The organism is Paenibacillus graminis, assembly GCF_000758705.1.
In the GTDB taxonomy this organism is placed as follows: domain Bacteria; phylum Bacillota; class Bacilli; order Paenibacillales; family Paenibacillaceae; genus Paenibacillus_AQ; species Paenibacillus_AQ graminis.
This window is the reverse complement of sequence record NZ_CP009287.1, coordinates 1767494-1785607: the sequence shown is the minus strand read 5'-3', so window position 1 is coordinate 1785607 and position 18114 is coordinate 1767494. Positions and strand designations below refer to the sequence as shown.

Here is an 18114-nt window from a genome sequence, read left to right as displayed (position 1 = left end):
CTAATTGTCTACTTGAAGGGGAGCAAATGGCAAGTTTACGAACTTCACCTCCGGAAAGCGGCTATCCGGTCCTTTCATTAAGACTCCGCCCTGATTTTTCAGATACCTATCGAAGAAATCCAGCATATAGGCATTGATAACGGAGTTCGCTCTTTCGGGCGCAATCTTTCCTGTAATGCCCAGCATTTTGAAAATCGGGGAAATGAACTGTACGTCGGTAAAATTCAAATGCTCCGTATTTTCGATATAGAGGGCTTGCCCCCCTTCGTCGACCGTTTCGCGCATCCGTTCAAGCTCCAACTTTTTATCTTCCGTTACTTGATCCTCCCACTCTCTTGTGGAGCCCATACGCTTAAGCTCAGCATCCGTGTAAATCCGGTTATCCATCACCATTTTTAATTTTTCGAAATAGCTTTCTGAGTTGATGAACAAAAACGGCTTTCGCAGCCCCTCTCTGTCACGCAGCCGATAAAGCCCTCCATCAAGGTCTATTCCAACAGCGATTCGCGGGTCGTAAGAAGCGTCATAGGCCGTCGCCCCACCGATGGAATGACCGAACACCCCGACATGACCGAGATCCATCCTCCCTTTTAGATGACTTGGAATCTCCCCCGATTGGATGAGTTCGAATTGGTCCAGTACAAACGTCACATCACCGGTTAAAACTTTTCCCAACTTGTCGCGAATTTTTCTTCCTGTCTGGTAATCTTGGCCGGGAGAGAATAAGTCGTTGGTTGTGCTGGTCGTGATTCGCCCGTCTGGAAACTCGGTTGCAGCTGTATTGTAGGTGTGGTCGATCACTGCCACGATATATCCGTGGCTCGCGAGATTTTCGGCTTGGGACGTGTGAAGGAACCTGGAAGAGCCGTTGCCGGGATTCGCAAGGACCAGCGGGAATGAAGTCTGTGCCGAAGAGATTTCGGCCCCCGGATAAGCCTGACTGGATACGTACTTCAGGTGTTGAAAAGTAAACCCGGGAAGGCCATAGTCCTCGGCCAAATAACGTAAGATCCGGGTATCGGGAATTAAGGGGGCGTATTTGCCGGTGCCAGCTTGAGCCGGATACCATACCTGAACCATCAATTCTCTCTTACCCTCTTTGGCTTCGTCGTAAATCTCTTCCCTATTGGTATCCACGAAATGAAACGTTTGCGTTCCTACCTTAAATTGGCCTGTCGGCTCAGGCAGTTTAAATACAGGAAAAGCATACAAGAGACCCGCTGTTACGACCAGCATTACCGCTATAGCGGTATAAGCTGAACCCAACATGAATCGTGGGATTTTTTGGGGGCCAGTTTTTTTAAAATAGCTATACACTGAAATGGCTAAAAAAATGACCGTTATGCAATATGGGAAAAATAGCTGAACTCTGTATCCTTCCACTATCCAATGAATGACCAGTAAAAGTGTGGCGATCCCGCCTGCAACGAATACTGGAATTCTGCGCCGTCCTTTTTTTAAGAGGACTGTTAATGCAAACAAGCCGATGTTTGACAAAAAAAGCAACAGTTCAAACAGCCTCATCTCGATTCTCCTTTTAAAAAATTTCTATTTTCGTTTGTTCCAATCTTATCCTGCCAGGCTGGCCCAGGCTATCGATTTGCCTTACATCTACCTTACAATTTTATATTTAGCTCTTGCGGTATTGGAGGACTCGTAAAACGTCGTCTAACCTCATCTTCAGAATTCCTTTAGAAATACCCTCACTGGTTCCTCAGAAGTTTTCGTTACGATTCCTGTATAACGAACGAAGGGGGTATCAAAGTGGCCAGCAACACGATCTTAGAGCTGATCAGCCAGTATGGTTATCTGATTTTTTATGTTGCCTTTACGCTAGGGCCTTTTGGAATTCCCATTCCGAATGAAATTACAATCGTTACCGGAGCAGCTCTGAGCCACATGGGCGTTATCAATCCTTGGATAACCTACTTCTGCACTTTGTCAGGGCTTATAACGGCCTTTACGGTATCTTATTTTGCAGGGAAATACTTCGGGCAAAAGCTGAAGAACAGATTCCGGCAGAACAGACATTTTCAAAAGGCAGAGCTGATCTTGAACAAACGGGGAAATAGGGCTATGTACATTGGGATGTTTATCCCGGTTGTTCGCTATATCATCCCTCTATTAATCGGACTGAGCGGTACAAATTATAGACGTTTTGCCATTATTTCATATTCCAGCGCGATAGGATGGACCCTTATGTTTTTTTCTGCAGGAACATACTTCGGAGATCACATCCTACCCAAGTTATTCAATATCCAAGTCTAATTAAACTAGCATTAATGGAGGCAAACCCAATGAACTTCAATGACAATCTTTTATTTTTACAGAGTTTTATTCATCATCCAAAACGGGTAGGCAGTATTATACCGAGTTCCCGGTTTCTAGCAGATTCCATGGTTAAGCAGATCCCCTGGCCTGAGGTTAAAGCAGTCGCTGAGCTCGGATCGGGGACAGGGGCAATCACCAGTGCAATCAGTACTAAGGTAAATAAAACAACGTATTCACTTCACATGAAGCGGCAATTATCCGAATATTTTAGTATTGAAAAAATAGATTTCGTGCCTTTTAACATTCCCCCTGCATTCGTCTACGTCTGCCGTAAAAGGGGAACTATTATAGATAAATAAGGAAGAGGAGCTGTGGTGAATGATTACTATCCTTGTTGCCGATGATGATTCTGAAATTCGGGATGTCATTCATGTCTATCTGCGGAATGAAGGTTACCATGTGCTTGAAGCAGCAGATGGCCAGGAGGCGCTGAATGCCATACAAACTGCATCCGTTCAACTGATTATTCTGGATGTCATGATGCCTCGGATGGATGGTATCATAGCCTGTCTCAAAATAAGGGAAATATCCGATACTCCGATTATTATGCTGTCAGCCAAGCAGGAAGATATTGATAAAATTACGGGTCTAACTACCGGGGCAGATGACTACATGATCAAACCGTTTAATCCGCTGGAATTGCTGGCCCGTGTAAAAGCCCAGTTACGGCGTCAATCCTTAATGGGGAAGGAAGAATATACTTCTCTTCTTATTATAAAGAACCTGATTATAGATAAAACGAAACATTCCGTGAAGCTGGACGGAACCGAAGTTTCATTAACTCCGCTGGAGTTTGCAATTTTAACACTGCTGGCAAGCCGGCCGGGGCAGGTTTTTAGTACGGAGCAAATTTATGAGAGTGTTTGGAAAGAGCCTTACGGCTATTCCGACAATACCGTAATGGTCCATATCCGAAATTTGAGAGAGAAATTAGAAAAAAATCCTCGGGAGCCTCAGTACATTAAAACAGTGTGGGGAGTTGGATATAAAATTGACTAAACCTGTGTCACAGTTAAACCGAAAAAAAAAGATACAGTTCAACATTCTAATCAGAATGATGTTAAGTTTAATTGTTGCTTATGCTGTAAATAACACGATCATCTTCCTTGTTATGAAGGCTGGGAATAGGATGGCATTGAACTGGTTATTGAATATATTCCCTTATTTTATCACCCCCTTTTTTATGGTTGTATTTATCATTACCTTCTTAGCTCTGACACGACGAATCGTTAAAGACTTAATCACCCTGGAGCGCGGGCTTCAAATAATCACTGAGGGTGATTTGAACTATCGGGTATCTGTGCATCGGCAAGATGAACTCGGGCGGGTTGCATTTAATATCAACCGAATGACTGAACGTTTGCAACAGCAGATTATAAAAGAACGGGAAATCGAAAAATCCAAAATGGAGATGATCACGGGGATTTCACATGACCTGCGTACACCTCTTACAAGCATTATCGGATACATTGAGCTTTTAAGAACGGAATCGTTTCAAGATAAAGAAGAATACTCGCGATTTGTGCAAAACACCTATAATAAAGCGATTCATCTAAAAAAGTTGCTGGATGACTTGTTTGAACATACCCAGCTCTCCACTGTTGACTCCCGGTTAAATATAAGAAACATCGATTTATTCCAACTTTTAGATCAATTGCTGTTTGAATTCGAACCTATTGCTCAAGAGAGCGGCATAACTATCGTAAAAGATCTTGGTAACGCTCCAGTTGTGATCCCGATTGACAGTGATAAAATAGCCAGAGCTATCGATAATCTTCTGATGAATGCCTTAAAGTATTCTCTGAAGCCGGGAATGATCGGCATACGGATGAGAACGGATGGTGATCAGCTAACTATCGAGATCGAAAATAAAGGGATTCCGCTAACACCGGATCAAGAAAAAAGACTATTTGACCGCTTTTATAAGGTTGACCATTCAAGAAGCAGTGAAGGCATTCAGGCAGGAACAGGTCTGGGACTTTCCATTGCCAGGAATATTGCGGAGCTGCACCGGGGAACCCTGACGCTTAATCATTCTCAAGATATCTTCATATTTCGACTGAATTTGCCTTTTGGAGATGGTTGCTAAAATCCCGTATATCAAGGGTATAAAATTGGAATCATTAAATCGTTATTCGCCTTTAGACCCTTTTTTTGCCAGAAGCTTCCTCGTAAAATTCACGTCAAAAAAATGAATGATGGGTCCCAGACCGAATACAGACACCAGTGTTCCCAAACCTATGATGCCTCCTGCCAGGAAGCAGATCAAAGCACAAAGAGCATCCGTAAACATCCGGTGCCAAAAATAAGAGATTTTCGGAAAGTTATCCCTCATAATCAGGGACAGGCTGTCATAGGGGGCTATTCCCACATCCGAGGTCTGATACATGGATACCCCAAAACTGCATACCACCACACCAATCGCCACGATGACCACCCGCTGCCAAAACAGCTGAGGTTCGCCCCACAAATTTAGCCAGGTACTATGAAAGAAAGTAGCTATGTAGCCCAGCAAAATTGCATTTACAAAAGTTCCGGCTCCGATATACTTTCGTCCTGTGATAAATTCTATTCCAAACAAGACAAGGTTCAGTAAGATTAGAAAATTTGCATATGCGATACCGCTGGACTCTGCAAGTGCCATCACCATGCCGCTAAAGGGATCATTCCCCATGCCGGACAGCTTAAAAATACTGATTCCCATGCCCAAGAATACATTGCCGAAAACCATAATGATCAATCGTTTGGTGTCTACTCTATTCATATACCCCTTCATATGGTCCATCCTATTATCATAGTAGTAGTTCTGCTGTTCACAAACAACGACGTCATTATATCACAATTTCATTGGCTGGACGGTGCCTTGTTAGAATGAAGCACAAAAAACTAACGTCCGGAATTCCGGACGTCAGCCTATACGTTGGAGTCATACCTTCCAATATTACAAAGAGGTGCAAAGGTTAGCCTACGCGAGTTTGACGGCAAACGCTTCGTAAGGCTGTAATTGTAATTGCTTAAAGTCCACGTCATCTCTGGTATAGTTGCCAATGATGAATTCCCCGGCCTGACCCGTTTCCGGTAATTCAAGTGTGGTGGCTTCCCTGCTAAAATTGGCCGTTACCAGCCAGGTCTCCCCTTCATACCGGCGGAAATACATGAACACTTGATCCGGTACGCGGGTCAGCAGTTCAAAATCGCCCCATACAACGATTGGGTTGTTCTTCCGCAGCTCAATCAGCTTACGGTAGCAGTGAAAAACCGAATCTGGATCTTTCAGATTTGCTTCCATATTTATTTCCTTATAATTTGGATTTACATGCAGCCATGGCTCTCCGGTTGTAAATCCTCCGTTAGGGGAATGATCCCATTGTACCGGGGTTCGGGCATTATCTCTTCCCTTTACATTAATGGAATGGATAATATCTTCCTTGGCATACCCCTCTGCAATCCGTTCCTGATACATATTGATGGTCTCAATATCCTGCGCTTCGCTGATCTCTTGAATCGGATAATTGGTCATTCCGATTTCTTCGCCTTGATAGATGTAAGGCGTGCCCTTCATCAAATGCAGAAGAATGGCGAACATTTTGGAGCTTTGTACACGGTATTGCTTGTCATCGCCCCAACGGGATACGATTCTCGGCAAATCATGATTGTTCCAGAACAGACTGTTCCAGCCCGCGTTCCCCAGTTCGGTTTGCCATTTTGCCAATACCTGCTTTAATTCACTTACGTCCAGGGGCTTCAAATCCCACTTTTCTCCCCCGTCCTGTTGGTCCAGACCAATATGTTCAAACTGGAATACCATCGAAAGCTCGTTCCGGTCCGGATCGGAATAGAGCTTGGCCACTTCCGGAGTCGCGCCCCATGTCTCTCCCACTGTCAGAACATCATGCTTTCCGAACGTCTCACGGTTCATATCCTGCAGATATTCATGAAGCTTCGGACCATTTCCTGTAATCTCCTGATCCGGTATTTTGCCGACCAGATCAATCACATCCATACGGAATCCGCCGACGCCTTTGTCCAGCCAGAAATTCATCATGTCCCATACCTCTTGCCGGACTTTACTGTTCTCCCAGTTCAGGTCCGGCTGTCTGCGGCTGAACAAGTGCAGATAATACTGGCCGCTTGCTTCGTCGAACTCCCAAGCCGACCCGCTGAATGTTGAACGCAAGGAATTGGGAACTCCGCCGTTTACCGGATCGCGCCAGATATAATAGTTCCGATACGGATTGTCTTTTCCCTTGCGGGCTTCAATGAACCATGGATGCTCATCCGAGGTGTGATTGACGACCAGATCCATAATAATCCGAATGTTGCGAAGCTTGGCTCTTTCAATTAATTCATCCATGTCCTCCATCGTGCCGAATTCGCTCATAATCTCCTGGTAATTGCTGATATCATATCCGTTATCGTCATTGGGAGACTTGTATACAGGACTAAGCCATATTGCGGTGATGCCCAGCTGCTCGAGATAGTCTAGTCTGTTGATAATCCCCCGGAGATCGCCGATCCCATCCCCGTCGCTGTCTTGAAAACTCCTGGGATAAATCTGGTAAATAACAGCTGTCTGCCACCATTTTGTATTGTTCATATCATTCACTCCTATAGGTTATACTTCACTAAATTTCACTACAACCATGGTCCACACTCTCAGAGAGGGCAAAGTAAATCTGGCTGCCAGTCCTTGTCCGTGAGGAACAACCTCGTAATCCAAGAAACATACTTCTTGGTTACCGTCATCCGGGCTGGCTGTGTAGATGCACTCAATCGGCTGTTCAATCAGCAAATTGCAAACCACTCCAGTTTGAGGTTCAGGCCGCTGTTTCTTGCCGTGCTCCCAATAATCATCCTCAAGTCCGACTAGGTTAATGAGCTGCAATATCTGGTAACCTGGCATCCGCTTGATGATGGTCCACACGGAATCAATATCTCCATTTGGCGCAAAAGGCACACTGCCTTCGAAGGTGATTTCGGTATTTACCCCTGCTGTATAGGTATAAGACACATCTTCCAACTGTGCATTGTGTATAAGCGTGCCGAACCGTACTATGAAATCATAGTAACGTCTGACCTCAACGGCAAATTCAGTCCGCATCACTGCATAATCGGGGTAGTAGGGCATTGTCAGCAGCCCATTGTTCTCACCCAATAAGAGGTGATATCCACCGCTTGCAAATATAGATGCTATGGTTAACAGCGCGCCATTCTCGGCCCATTCCTTGTCATTACCGGCCTTCGGGTAGAAGGAGGGCAGATAGGCGGAAAGGATGATCGGCTTGTCCGGGTCCAATGATCTTGCATTATCGATCAGTCCTTTAAGCTCACGCAACCGGACTACAGGCGGCCACACTTCAATATAAAGTGCCTCCTGATCCGACGAGGCAGTCTTGCTTATAGGATAATTGCCTACATTATTGAATATGACCCCGGCTCCGGCTTTAATTTCCTTCACTGCTGAGCTGGCTCGGTCAATAAGCGCCGGGTAGCATTCCGCCAGATCCAACATTTCTTCTCTTCCTCCGACCCTACGTATTGCTTTCTTGGGAAAACCGTATTGATCCATATGAATCCCGTCGAATCCGGCGATTACAGCCTGACGGAACTGTTCAACAATATGATCGGTCCAAGGCGAATCCGGTGTAATGTCCATAATATAGAATAAGTCTATTAGTTGAAACGGCTCTCCCCGGCGGTTATAAAGTCCCCATTCCGGCCGTGTCTGCAAAAAATCTTTTAGACTCGCGTATACAGCCCCATAGGCCATGGCTGCCATCCCTTTATCGTGCACGGCTGATACTTTTTCACGCACAACTTTATAGGACATCGTCCGGCCCATGGGATCGATAAATTCGTCCTGTTTCGGAACAAGATCATCATGGCGATACATCCAATCGTAGAACTGTATGACATTCAAGTGGAATTTGTTCATACTTTCGACGTCACGGAAATCTCCGGATTCTTCTGTCCGAAAATCGCTTAAAAAGCCATACCGTGGCGCCCGGCTCCAGTGATCGGCAATATCATACGAAGTATAGGCTGTGGACACTGCAATTTTATCGCAAAACAGTGTAGCCTTGACCCCATAACCGGCCCACTGTGTATCTTCAGCAAACAGGGGAATGTGCACAATTTGTCTCAATCCATTTTTCGTGCTGATTCTTAATGTTTCTTCGGCAACTTGCTGTTCTAACTTGTAAAACCCGACAACCAGTTCCAGAATCTTATCCTCCCGGGTCTCCAGTTCGATTACAATATTGCCTGATTGGCCGGATGTGTACTGGGCTTGATCGGGATACATATCTATATAGGTCAGCATTGAATTTTCCATATGAATACTCCACTCCACTTCGATGTATGATCCTTGACAATTAAAAGGGGGATTTGCTGTTTTATTTAAGCCAAGCATCAAGCTGTTTTTGCGCTTCAGCGATTACTTTGTCAGCTCCTGCTGCTTTTTGTTTCTCCAACATCTTAGGAACAACCTCTTCCGGGTCCAATTGACCGGACTTTAGTCCGTCCACAAATGTTTTGTTGGCATTGTCGATCGAGATCAGCTCATTCTTTACAGGCTCCGGATCGAAGACAAATCCAAAAATACGGGAACGGTTGGAGGAAATTTTTTCGTTGAATTTCTCATAGTTCTTGTATTTATCCGGATCTTCCCCTACACGGGTGTAGTTAAGCATCTGATTGCCCAATTGCCACATAATATCATGATAATAGCCGACGCTATCCGTAGTTTGACCTTCCGGCAGTGCAATTTGGCCATCCTTAAGCACATAATGTTTCCCTTCGATTCCGAAGTTAAAGAGGGTCAGCAAATCCTTGTCTTTATAGAAGAGGTTAAGCAGCATCATGGCACGTTCAGGATCTTCAGAGCTTTTCGAAATCGCATACATAGTAGCTGTCATTTTTCCGGTTTGCAAACGGTCAATATTTAGAGGAATCTGCAGCATCTCACGGCCCGCTTTAATCGAACCATTCGGCGAGATGTCAGCTTTTCCGATCTCCATATCAGCCAGAATATCCATATCGCTGACAAATGCAAATCCTTTGCCGGCCTGCAATTTTTTCCAGGCATCCAAACCGGGTGTCAGTGCATCCTTGTTTATATATCCTGCCTTGTACCACTTGTTAGTCAACTTGGCAAGCTCCATATACCGGGGAGTAGTGAAGGAATTGATAACAGTATAATCATCTGGAGCTGTTCCTACAGTGTTAATAGCAGCGATGCTTGTAATGGAGTCCAGATTTGTGGACGAATAGTAAGCTTCGAGTGGAAAACTAGGTGCCACTAAAGGCGTAATACCCGGTTCGTTTTCTTTGATCGTTTTCAGCATGGGCTCCAAATCCTCGACCTTTCCGGACTTCAGTGCAGTCAGGTCAAAGTTATATTTGTCCACTAGCTCCTTATTCAAATAAACCCCTTGTGCACCGCCCAGCTCCTGATGGGTATGGATACCGTAAAGCTTGCCGCCGCGTTTAGCCGGTTCGTGGTAATCCTTTTCCACAGCTTCGATATCGGGCCCGTATTTGGCGAGCAAATCATCAAGCGGCAGCAGCCCCCCTTTTGTAACCTGCTGCTGGAATCCAAGCCAATCCGCCGCGAACAGCAAATCCATTTTGTCGCCGGACGCCATCATTAGGTTCGTTTTATCGCTCCAAGCGCCCCAGTCAATGGGATTCAGCTTGACAGTCATGTTTAATTCCGGATATGTCTTCTTCAGATAATCATTCATCGCATCCTGAACCAGTTGATTGTCTTTTTGGGGCGCATCGGGGAAGACCATCATGACTTCGTAAGGCTTCAACTCCGAACTGGCTGCTCCATCTGGCTGAGCTGAACCCGCCGGCGAATCCGATGCGTTATTTCCGCCGCAACCGGCCGCTACGACTGAAGCCAACATCAACGATGCCAGCACAGCAGAACTCTTTTTTAACCACTTCATAAATAATAGCCCTCCCTGGAATCCTTCTATTTTTGCCTTTAGAACATTTGCTTGCGTATACTAATCCGGCATTATGCCGGGATCAGCCTTTCACAGCGCCTACGGTAAGACCCCTTACAAAATACTTCTGCAGGAAAGGGAACACCAGCACCAGCGGACCGATTGCAATCATTGCCATCGCCATTCGGATAGATTCCAGCGGCGTCGTAACCTGTGCGGTCGAACTATAAGCCTTATTGGCTATCGTCTGCAGGAACGAAGCGTTCATCAAGGTTTTGGTCAACAAATACTGCAGAGAGAATAGCTTCTCATTCTGGATGAAGACCAGGCTTGTAAACCAGTCATTCCAGTAGGATACGGTGGTGAAGAGCCCAATTGTGGCCATGACAGGAAGTGACAGCGGCAAAATAATGCTGAAGTATGTCCGGAATTCACCTGCACCATCGATCTGAGAAGAATCAATCAGGGAAGGCGGGATGCTGTTCGTAAAGAAAGTCCGCATGATAATGACATTGAAGCCGCCGATCAGACCCGGAATGATTAACGCCAGCAAAGTATCCTGAACATGTAAAAAGCGGGTGTATACAAGATACCAGGGCAGCAAACCTCCCGAAAACAGCATGGTGATCAAGATGTAGAAGCTAAGAGCCCCTCTGAGCGGAAACTCTTTCCGTGACAAGGCGTAGGCCATTGCGGAAGTCACGAACAAACTGACGACCACACCAATCACTGTAACCAAAGCAGATACGCCGTAAGCCCGCAATATTTTTTCGGCATCTTCAATTAAATACTGGTAAGCGACAAGGCTGAATTTGCCGGGCCAAAAGCTGTACCCGTGGGCGGTTACCCAATTTTCGTCGGCCACCGATATCATGAACACGAGCCAGAACGGGATCAGGCACGCCAAGCTGAACAAGGTCAAAACAACGACGATGATGGGGTTGGTTCTCTTTTGGTTCATATTAATCTCCTTTTAAAATAGAGCATTTTCTCTGCTGAATTTACGAACAATCAGGTTGACAGTCACGACGAGTGTAAAGCCAACAACGGATTGCAACAGCCCTGCCGAGGAGGCGAGTCCCGTATCGCCGGTGACCATTAGTGCACTGTACACATAGGTATCAATAACTTCTGTGGTCTCTTTGATCATACCGGATGCCATTGTCGCCTGATAAAACAGACCGAAATCGGCGTTAAAAATCCGGCCAATCGCCAGCAATGTCATGATAATAATGATCGGGGCAATTAGAGGAATCGTAATTTTCGTCATTTGCTTCCAGCGGCTGGCTCCATCAATGACAGCAGCTTCATAATATTCAGAGTCTATCCCAACAATGGCTGCCAGATAGACCACGGCCGCGTAACCGACATTCTTCCATGTGTTGACAATGGTCAAAATATATGGCCAATGCTGCGCTTCCGCGTACCAATTTTTAGGATCAATACCGAAGGGCTCCAAAATAAATTTATTGATGAACCCCAGTTCCGGATTCAAAAATCCATAAACGATGTAGCCGACAATGACCATGGAAATAAAATTGGGCAAGATCACAGTGCTCTGAAAGAATTTGGAGGCAAATTTATTTTTAACCTCGTTAAGGAGAAGAGCCAGCATTACAGCCAATATCGTATTGATCAGCAAAAAGCTAATGTTGTACAGCAATGTATTCTTAATGATCAGCCAAGCGTCGTTCGAAGCAAACAAAAACTTAAAGTTGTCCAGTCCAATCCACTTGCTTTTCCATATTCCGTCTGTATAATTCAGGTCCTTGAAGGCCAAAAAAATACCAAACATCGGCAGATAGTTATTGATTAACATCAGCAGTATTCCCGGCATCGCCAGAATAATTAATGCCCTGTACTTCCAGAAGTGCCTCCATTTTGTATTGGGCTGTGAGATGCCGGGTTGGGTTATGAATACTTTTTCCGAAGCCATAGTTCCACACCTTCTTATTGGGTTATGACTTCAGTATAAGGAGTTGCCTGCAACTGCTCTGCCGTTTTTATGACCTCAGTCTAATCGTTTTGTGACCTTGCGATATTCCTGAGGATTAACGTCGAACTGCTTGCGGAACATTTTAGTGAAATGCGAAAAATTACTGTACCCAACCTGTTGCGCTATCGAACTGACCGACATATCCGTTGTGTCCAAAAGTTCGCGGGTACGGTTCATCTTCACCGAAATCAGGAAATCAATAAGGTTTTGGCCTGTCTCTTTTTTAAACAGCCTGGAAAGATAGGTTGGGTTCAATCCCACATAATCAGCGACACTCGCTCTAGAGATCTCTTCCTCTACATTTTGTTGGATGTATCGAATGGATCGTTCAATCACGCTACCCTTTTCCTGCCGCTCGAATTCCGTTTCCATGACGGCTGAGACGATTCCCTCTGCCCAATGCCTGTACTGAAGAAGGCCCCGTATACGGGCGGTTGTCCAGTCGGTAAACAGGACAATACTTCCTGCATTGATTCCTCTTACCTGCAGGAAGTGGTATATAATCTGCATTGTATCCTGATGCAATGCGTCCAGATTTCTTCCCTGAAAGCAAGGATTGGTTTCCAATTTCTCTGTCAGGTTATGAATAAAGCGGACAGCAGACTCACGCTTTCCGCTTAGCATATAAGAGATCAGGTCATCGAGCCGGATGTCATCTAAATTAGGTGACAGTAATATCTGGTCTTGCGGCAAGTATAAGAGCACCGATTGTGTCCTTGAGATATTGTCACGCTCCATAATCTTTAAGCTTTCGCACATTCCCGGCAGCTCTTGAAGGGGTTTGAACGAGCCGACATAGCAGGTTACTATACTATAGAACAACTCCTAGGCATGCCTTGATAAAACGTTTTCCCATGGCAGTGAGCTTCTGAATTTTAAGCGTCTCAGCCGCCCGTCCTCCCTCTTCCTTCCCTTTGGCGTACAGCAGAATGAACAAAACCCCGCTTTTGTCTGTGACTGCCTCGCCTTGTTGCTCTTCTGTAAAAAATTCCTCCGCAGCTTTCTTCACAGCATATTCCATGATTTCCTGGTCACGCGGATTTAAGGGTTTGTTCCACTCCTCAATGCTGATTAGAATGGGAAGCACCAAATCTCCAGTGGTTAACCCCACGCCAGCGCCTGCCAGCTCCCGTTCAAAAAAGTCCCCGAAGGACAGGATGCTGCGTGACAACAGGTCCTGCCAGAAACGCTCCACACGCTTCGGCTTTTCTTGTTGCCACAAATTTAGATACTTATGGTACATTTTATTGTAAGACTCATACTCTTCCTTCTCGCGGATGGCTGCAATCATACCTGATACGGCAGACAACAGTTCAGCTGAGTCAACAGGCTTCAGCAGGTAATCAAAACTTCCGAGGTTAACTGCCTTTTTAGCGTAGGAAAATTCGGAATGACAGGTCAAAAATATCGATTCCGTCCAGGGAGAGTGCTCCCTCACCCAGCCAACCAGCGAAAGCCCATCTTCATCGGGCATCTCAATATCGCAAATCAGCAAATCTATTTTTTTATCATTTACAATATCCCTGGCCCGGTCTGCCCTATTAGCCGTCAAGACCTCTTCTACCCCAAACTCCTTCCAGTCGCAGCAATAGAGAATCCCCTCTACAGCGAACTGTTCATCATCTACAATTAATAATCGCATGGCTTATCGTTCTCCTTCTGCATATTCAACGGGTAAAATCAGACGCACACGGAATCCGGTCGGCTCATTTTCGCTGAAGTAAATGTCAGCTTTCTCCTGATAACGCATAGCCAACCTTTTTTTTACATTCCAGATGCCAATATGCCCGTCCTCCGTTCCGGGTGTGTAATCCGGTGAATTTAATTCCTGTAGTTTCCGGGCACTGCAGCCTTTTCCGTTATCCGAGATTTCAATGATCATAATATCGGCCTCTTCTTCAGATTGGACTGCCGAGATCCGGAGATTGAATGTCTCTGTTTTCAGACTTATACCGTGAAGCATGGCATTTTCTACAAAGGGCTGAATAATCAAGGAAGGTATAGAGGCGCCGCTAATCTCTTCATCCACGGCAATCTGAAAATCAAACGATTGCTGGTAACGCATTTTTTGAATTTCGAGATAATTGCGGAGATGTTCCAGTTCTTGTTCCAAAGTAATGCTGTTATCCTTGACCTGAAGCATAAAACGGAAATACTGCACCAGATGGCGTACTGTCTTTTTTACCAGTTCATAACGTTTCAGGTCGGCAAGCTGAAAAATGATATTGAGCGTGTTCAGAAAAAAATGCGGATTAATTTGCATTTGCAAATGCTTCAATTCTGCCTTTTGTGCGTTTAACCGTTCCTCGTATACATCAATTTTCAAGTCTTGAATTTCCACAACCATGCTATTGAACGCTTGATTCAGTGCTTGAAACTCCAACAGGTTAGAAGAAGGAAGCTGGGTTTCCATAGAGCCTTTACGAATGCGGTGGATGCCTCCCAGCAAATCCAGAATCGGGCGGATGACCATACGGCGAAAATAATATAAGTAAACCAGCAAAATGATCAAAACAAAAAAGGGAAGAACATTAACAATCATCTGGAAGATATTCAATCCCTGAAGCAGCTCTGAATCGGGAATGACCACCGAAAGATTGATTCCCAGGGCGGCTGACTGGCTGGACACAACGAATAGCTTCACGCCATCATGCGAAAAAGAAAACGAAGAATTCCGGTTCAGCTTCTCACGCGGCAGCTTGAAGCCGTAGCCCATTGTTTCCGAAGGACTGGTTATAATATTCCCTTCATTATCCACGATAAGAACATCGCCGCCGGATTGCAGGTTTAGATTGCCCAGCGGTGAGCGCATGGAGTCGATTCGGATAAGCGCACCAATATAGGAGGGATTGCCCAGATTATTGCCGACTGTCCGGTTTAAATAGTAATCCCCGGCAATCTTAACGATTGTCCATTTGTACTTGAGTGGTTCTAATTGATCTTCATCGTGAACCCTGTTCGTGATCCAGGTCCGTACCTTATCCATATAATCCTCTGTCGTTCCTAATACATTGGACAGTGTCAACGTATCATTGACGCTGGAGTATAAGTAAAACATATCCACGCTATGATAATATGCCTGGTAGGCTTGATTTCTTTGCATAATCCCCATACGGGCAAAATAATATTCGGAATCTGTCAGCCCTGGACGGTTGAATTGAAGAAAATTCACGTCGTGATCGACAATATCCACCAGATTAATCGTAATGTCCTCAAGACTGCTCTCCATCATTTTCAGATTGGAGTTCACTAAATTCTGATAGGATCTGGATACCTGAGCCAATACATTTTCCTTGGCATAGTACCCTCCTGCAAACAGCACGGAGAGAAGCGGAACAGTTATAGCGGCAAACAGTTGAATAAGCCTTACACCCAGTGAGTTTTTCCTGTTTTTCATAATGCATCCTTTCTGTGGCATTACATAAGAAAGGGCCACCTCAGTGACCCTTAAAGCTGCAATGAGATGAATTTTGTATTCGCCAGGATCATCTTTTTTTACCTATAGGGATGGTGCAAGCATAACGTAAACGTTTACTCTAATGAGTAAAACTATTTCTTTATTAAGAACTTTCCCTCCCGTCCGAAAAAATTTAATGCACATGTATACGTTTTACTTAAATCTAAGTTAGGCATTTAATATTCATAATCTTAAATCAGCTTTACGTAAACGCTTACCTTAAAATTATCCTGTTTATTTTTTCTTGTCAATGCTTACTTTCCCAATATACCTTTATGTGATCGTCGGATTGAAAAACTACCGAAACGCACAAGTTGCTTAGTATAAAAAACAAAAAGCAACTCATCTGCAGACGAGTCGCTTTCTAAGCGTATTGTTAATAAGATACCGAACTCTATTCTTGAAACATAGCTCATCTTCGTGCCCTTGTTCAGACGGTGGCTCTCGATGGCTTTGATGAGGCCGATGGAGATCAGATCCTCCGAGTTATACTAACGGCAAATTGCAAGGTCCATTCCCGAGCTCCATCTCTGATCCAAACCCCTTAAGAGGTAGTCCGGTCGGTATTTACACGTTCCGGGAACTTAGATTAATTAGCAACTTGCCGAGAGACTTTGAACGAGCACATTCCCTCTTCCGACATATGCAGACTGTAGGTAATATTCCCGATTTTAGCAGTCCTCCAGCTAGCCTGTTTAGGATCTAATCTTGGGGTGTGGTCAAACAAAGCGGTCACTTCTTGGTGTTCCTTTATTGTGGCATCAGGTGAAAATATCGATAATAGCGTTTCTATGGTCAATGCAATTTCTACTCCCCCATCACCCTCAATGCCATTTTTCTTCATATCATCTAATGTTTCTTGCGGATAGTACATATATTTTTGCTGATATACGATGTTTCTCAAGCTTTTATCCACATTCATTACAGCGGTCATCGAACCATATCCTCCAAGACTGGCCTGTAACTTAATTACTCCAGACTTCTTTAGGATTGTATAGGATTCAATCGGTCCAAGCTTGGAATTCTTATTGTATTGATTGATAAAAGCGTTCGCACTGCTGTATATGTGTGATTCCGTCTGGATCACCTTTGGGGATGCTTTGGCCGTAGCGATTGCCAAGGGATGAGGATGCTTAAGTGTAGCTGCAACAATAGTAGTGCCGATTATAATTGTTATCACCTTCAACCATTTGTTCTTCATGCTTAACTTCTCCTTTGTGGTCTATAATAAATGAAATTTAATAGGAAAATAATGTAAAAAATCATCTTCGCTCTTCCTATTATAAAGAAACTTTGGACTTCTTTCAATTACGAAAATGTTGAAGTGTTTTGCTTGGAAGAAGGGGTGAAGGCACTAATATTTTCAATTAAAGAGTGCATCATCGCTAATTCGATGTTTTTTAATTTCATTATATTTTCAATTATAGCTTCGTATTTTTTATAGATTCCTTTCTCAGCGATACAATGGTTACAGTAAAGAACTAAGTTTCTAAGCTTAAAGGCTTCATTGATTAACAGGTCTGATTCCTTTTTTACGGTGGGACTGTTTGTAAAGGCAGCAGCTAATGATAACAGCTTTTTATGTTCATACAGCAAATGGAACGGATGAATGGCAAAGGGTTGCCCAACCATATTATTCTTCTGTTTTTCTAGCATTTCGGTCATAACATCGTATATTTCTAAGCCAAGATATCTGTTATCTTTTCTTAGGATAGTTCGAACATTGTTACTCATCCCAATATACTCTTTTAGAATATCCAATAAATCCTCTGGGGAAAAGTTTAGTACTGTTTCATAGTAGAATTCATTGGGTTCTTTATATTGGTTTGTTTTTTCAATTGCCCATACGCCATTTAAATAATCTGTGGACCACTCATTTTGAAAAGCTGAATCTCTTTTGAGTGTTATTTCACTAAAGGGAATCCATTTTTCCCCATAAACCCCATTCCAAAAATCATGACATAGGAATTCTTTCCTGGACAAGTCAAAACCCGAGATAAACACCTCATGTGATCCTCCATCAGCAAGCTCTCTAATAAAGTATATATAGTTTTCGTTATTAATTAATTCCACTAAAAAATCATGAAAATTCCATTTCCCAAGAATAATTTCTTTTTGATAGACTCTGGTAATTAACATAGGACACGTTGCTAATTTGAATTTATGCCAAGGATAATATTGGGAACAAAAATCTAATCCATACCCTCCTTTTTCATCATGATGAAGAATCACCAATAAATAGTTATGAAAAATCCAGCTAAGCGACCGCTGATCCAAATCAAGTATTGAAAACAAATTTGCATGATGTGGGTAGGTCGTAATTAAAGGCTTATTTAAATTTAATATCTTTTTATTCATAACGGATGCTCCTCGTA

16 protein-coding genes are annotated in these 18114 nt (G+C 44.0%); 4 read left to right on the top strand and 12 right to left on the bottom strand.

Annotated elements, in window-relative coordinates; genetic code table 11:
* A complete protein-coding gene (locus tag PGRAT_RS07670; RefSeq protein ID WP_025707632.1) occupies window positions 1–1524 on the bottom strand; it encodes an alpha/beta hydrolase family protein in 1524 nt (507 codons plus the stop codon).
* Window positions 1525–1764: 240 nt separating this feature from the next.
* On the opposite strand from PGRAT_RS07670, the gene PGRAT_RS07665 reads away from it, so the two are divergent.
* The 4 genes from PGRAT_RS07665 to PGRAT_RS07650 are packed head-to-tail and all read left to right on the top strand — an operon-like array spanning window position 1765 to window position 4420.
* Window positions 1765–2268 carry a DedA family protein gene (locus PGRAT_RS07665; protein WP_025707631.1) on the top strand — a complete coding sequence of 168 codons (504 nt, stop codon included), beginning with the start codon at window positions 1765–1767 and terminating at the stop codon, window positions 2266–2268.
* Window positions 2269–2297: 29 nt separating this feature from the next.
* Complete coding sequence (locus PGRAT_RS07660; protein WP_025707630.1) at window positions 2298–2630, top strand: hypothetical protein; 333 nt, start codon at window positions 2298–2300, stop codon at window positions 2628–2630.
* A 19-nt stretch (window positions 2631–2649) separates the two neighbouring features.
* Complete coding sequence (locus tag PGRAT_RS07655; RefSeq protein WP_025707629.1) at window positions 2650–3330, top strand: response regulator transcription factor; 681 nt, start codon at window positions 2650–2652, stop codon at window positions 3328–3330.
* Window positions 3323–4420 carry a sensor histidine kinase gene (locus PGRAT_RS07650; protein ID WP_025707628.1) on the top strand — a complete coding sequence of 366 codons (1098 nt, stop codon included), beginning with the start codon at window positions 3323–3325 and terminating at the stop codon, window positions 4418–4420. Before PGRAT_RS07655 ends, PGRAT_RS07650 begins: the two co-directional genes overlap by 8 nt.
* 42 nt (window positions 4421–4462) lie before the next feature.
* Here PGRAT_RS07650 and PGRAT_RS07645 read toward each other — a convergent pair whose 3' ends face one another.
* The 11 genes from PGRAT_RS07645 to PGRAT_RS07600 all read right to left on the bottom strand — a co-directional run bounded on the left by PGRAT_RS07645 (window position 4463) and on the right by PGRAT_RS07600 (window position 18097).
* A complete protein-coding gene (locus tag PGRAT_RS07645; protein WP_025707627.1) occupies window positions 4463–5107 on the bottom strand; it encodes a YczE/YyaS/YitT family protein in 645 nt (214 codons plus the stop codon).
* Window positions 5108–5296: 189 nt separating this feature from the next.
* On the bottom strand, window positions 5297–6928 hold the full coding sequence (locus PGRAT_RS07640; protein WP_025707626.1) for a glycoside hydrolase family 13 protein: 1632 nt from the start codon (window positions 6926–6928) through the stop codon (window positions 5297–5299).
* 18 nt (window positions 6929–6946) lie between these two features.
* Window positions 6947–8665, bottom strand: coding sequence for a glycoside hydrolase family 66 protein (locus PGRAT_RS07635; RefSeq protein ID WP_051424780.1), 1719 nt, complete (start codon window positions 8663–8665; stop codon window positions 6947–6949).
* A gap of 61 nt (window positions 8666–8726) precedes the next feature.
* Entirely contained in the window at window positions 8727–10286 is a 1560-nt protein-coding gene (locus tag PGRAT_RS07630) for an ABC transporter substrate-binding protein (protein ID WP_042266323.1), read from the bottom strand.
* A gap of 82 nt (window positions 10287–10368) precedes the next feature.
* A complete protein-coding gene (locus tag PGRAT_RS07625; protein ID WP_036702695.1) occupies window positions 10369–11247 on the bottom strand; it encodes a carbohydrate ABC transporter permease in 879 nt (292 codons plus the stop codon).
* Window positions 11248–11259: 12 nt separating this feature from the next.
* Window positions 11260–12222 (bottom strand): ABC transporter permease, encoded by a 963-nt coding sequence (locus tag PGRAT_RS07620; RefSeq protein WP_025703022.1) that lies wholly within the window; start codon window positions 12220–12222, stop codon window positions 11260–11262.
* Between the two features lie 75 nt (window positions 12223–12297).
* Window positions 12298–13041 (bottom strand): helix-turn-helix domain-containing protein, encoded by a 744-nt coding sequence (locus PGRAT_RS34275; protein WP_238326721.1) that lies wholly within the window; start codon window positions 13039–13041, stop codon window positions 12298–12300.
* Between the two features lie 52 nt (window positions 13042–13093).
* Window positions 13094–13924, bottom strand: a complete 831-nt coding sequence (locus PGRAT_RS34270; RefSeq protein ID WP_238326720.1) for a response regulator — start codon at window positions 13922–13924, stop codon at window positions 13094–13096.
* A gap of 3 nt (window positions 13925–13927) precedes the next feature.
* Window positions 13928–15679 (bottom strand): sensor histidine kinase, encoded by a 1752-nt coding sequence (locus PGRAT_RS07610; protein ID WP_036702700.1) that lies wholly within the window; start codon window positions 15677–15679, stop codon window positions 13928–13930.
* 649 nt (window positions 15680–16328) lie between these two features.
* Window positions 16329–16940, bottom strand: coding sequence for a hypothetical protein (locus PGRAT_RS07605; RefSeq protein WP_025703017.1), 612 nt, complete (start codon window positions 16938–16940; stop codon window positions 16329–16331).
* Window positions 16941–17047: 107 nt separating this feature from the next.
* Window positions 17048–18097, bottom strand: coding sequence for a hypothetical protein (locus PGRAT_RS07600; protein ID WP_025703015.1), 1050 nt, complete (start codon window positions 18095–18097; stop codon window positions 17048–17050).
* Between the last annotated feature and the right edge of the window lie 17 nt (window positions 18098–18114).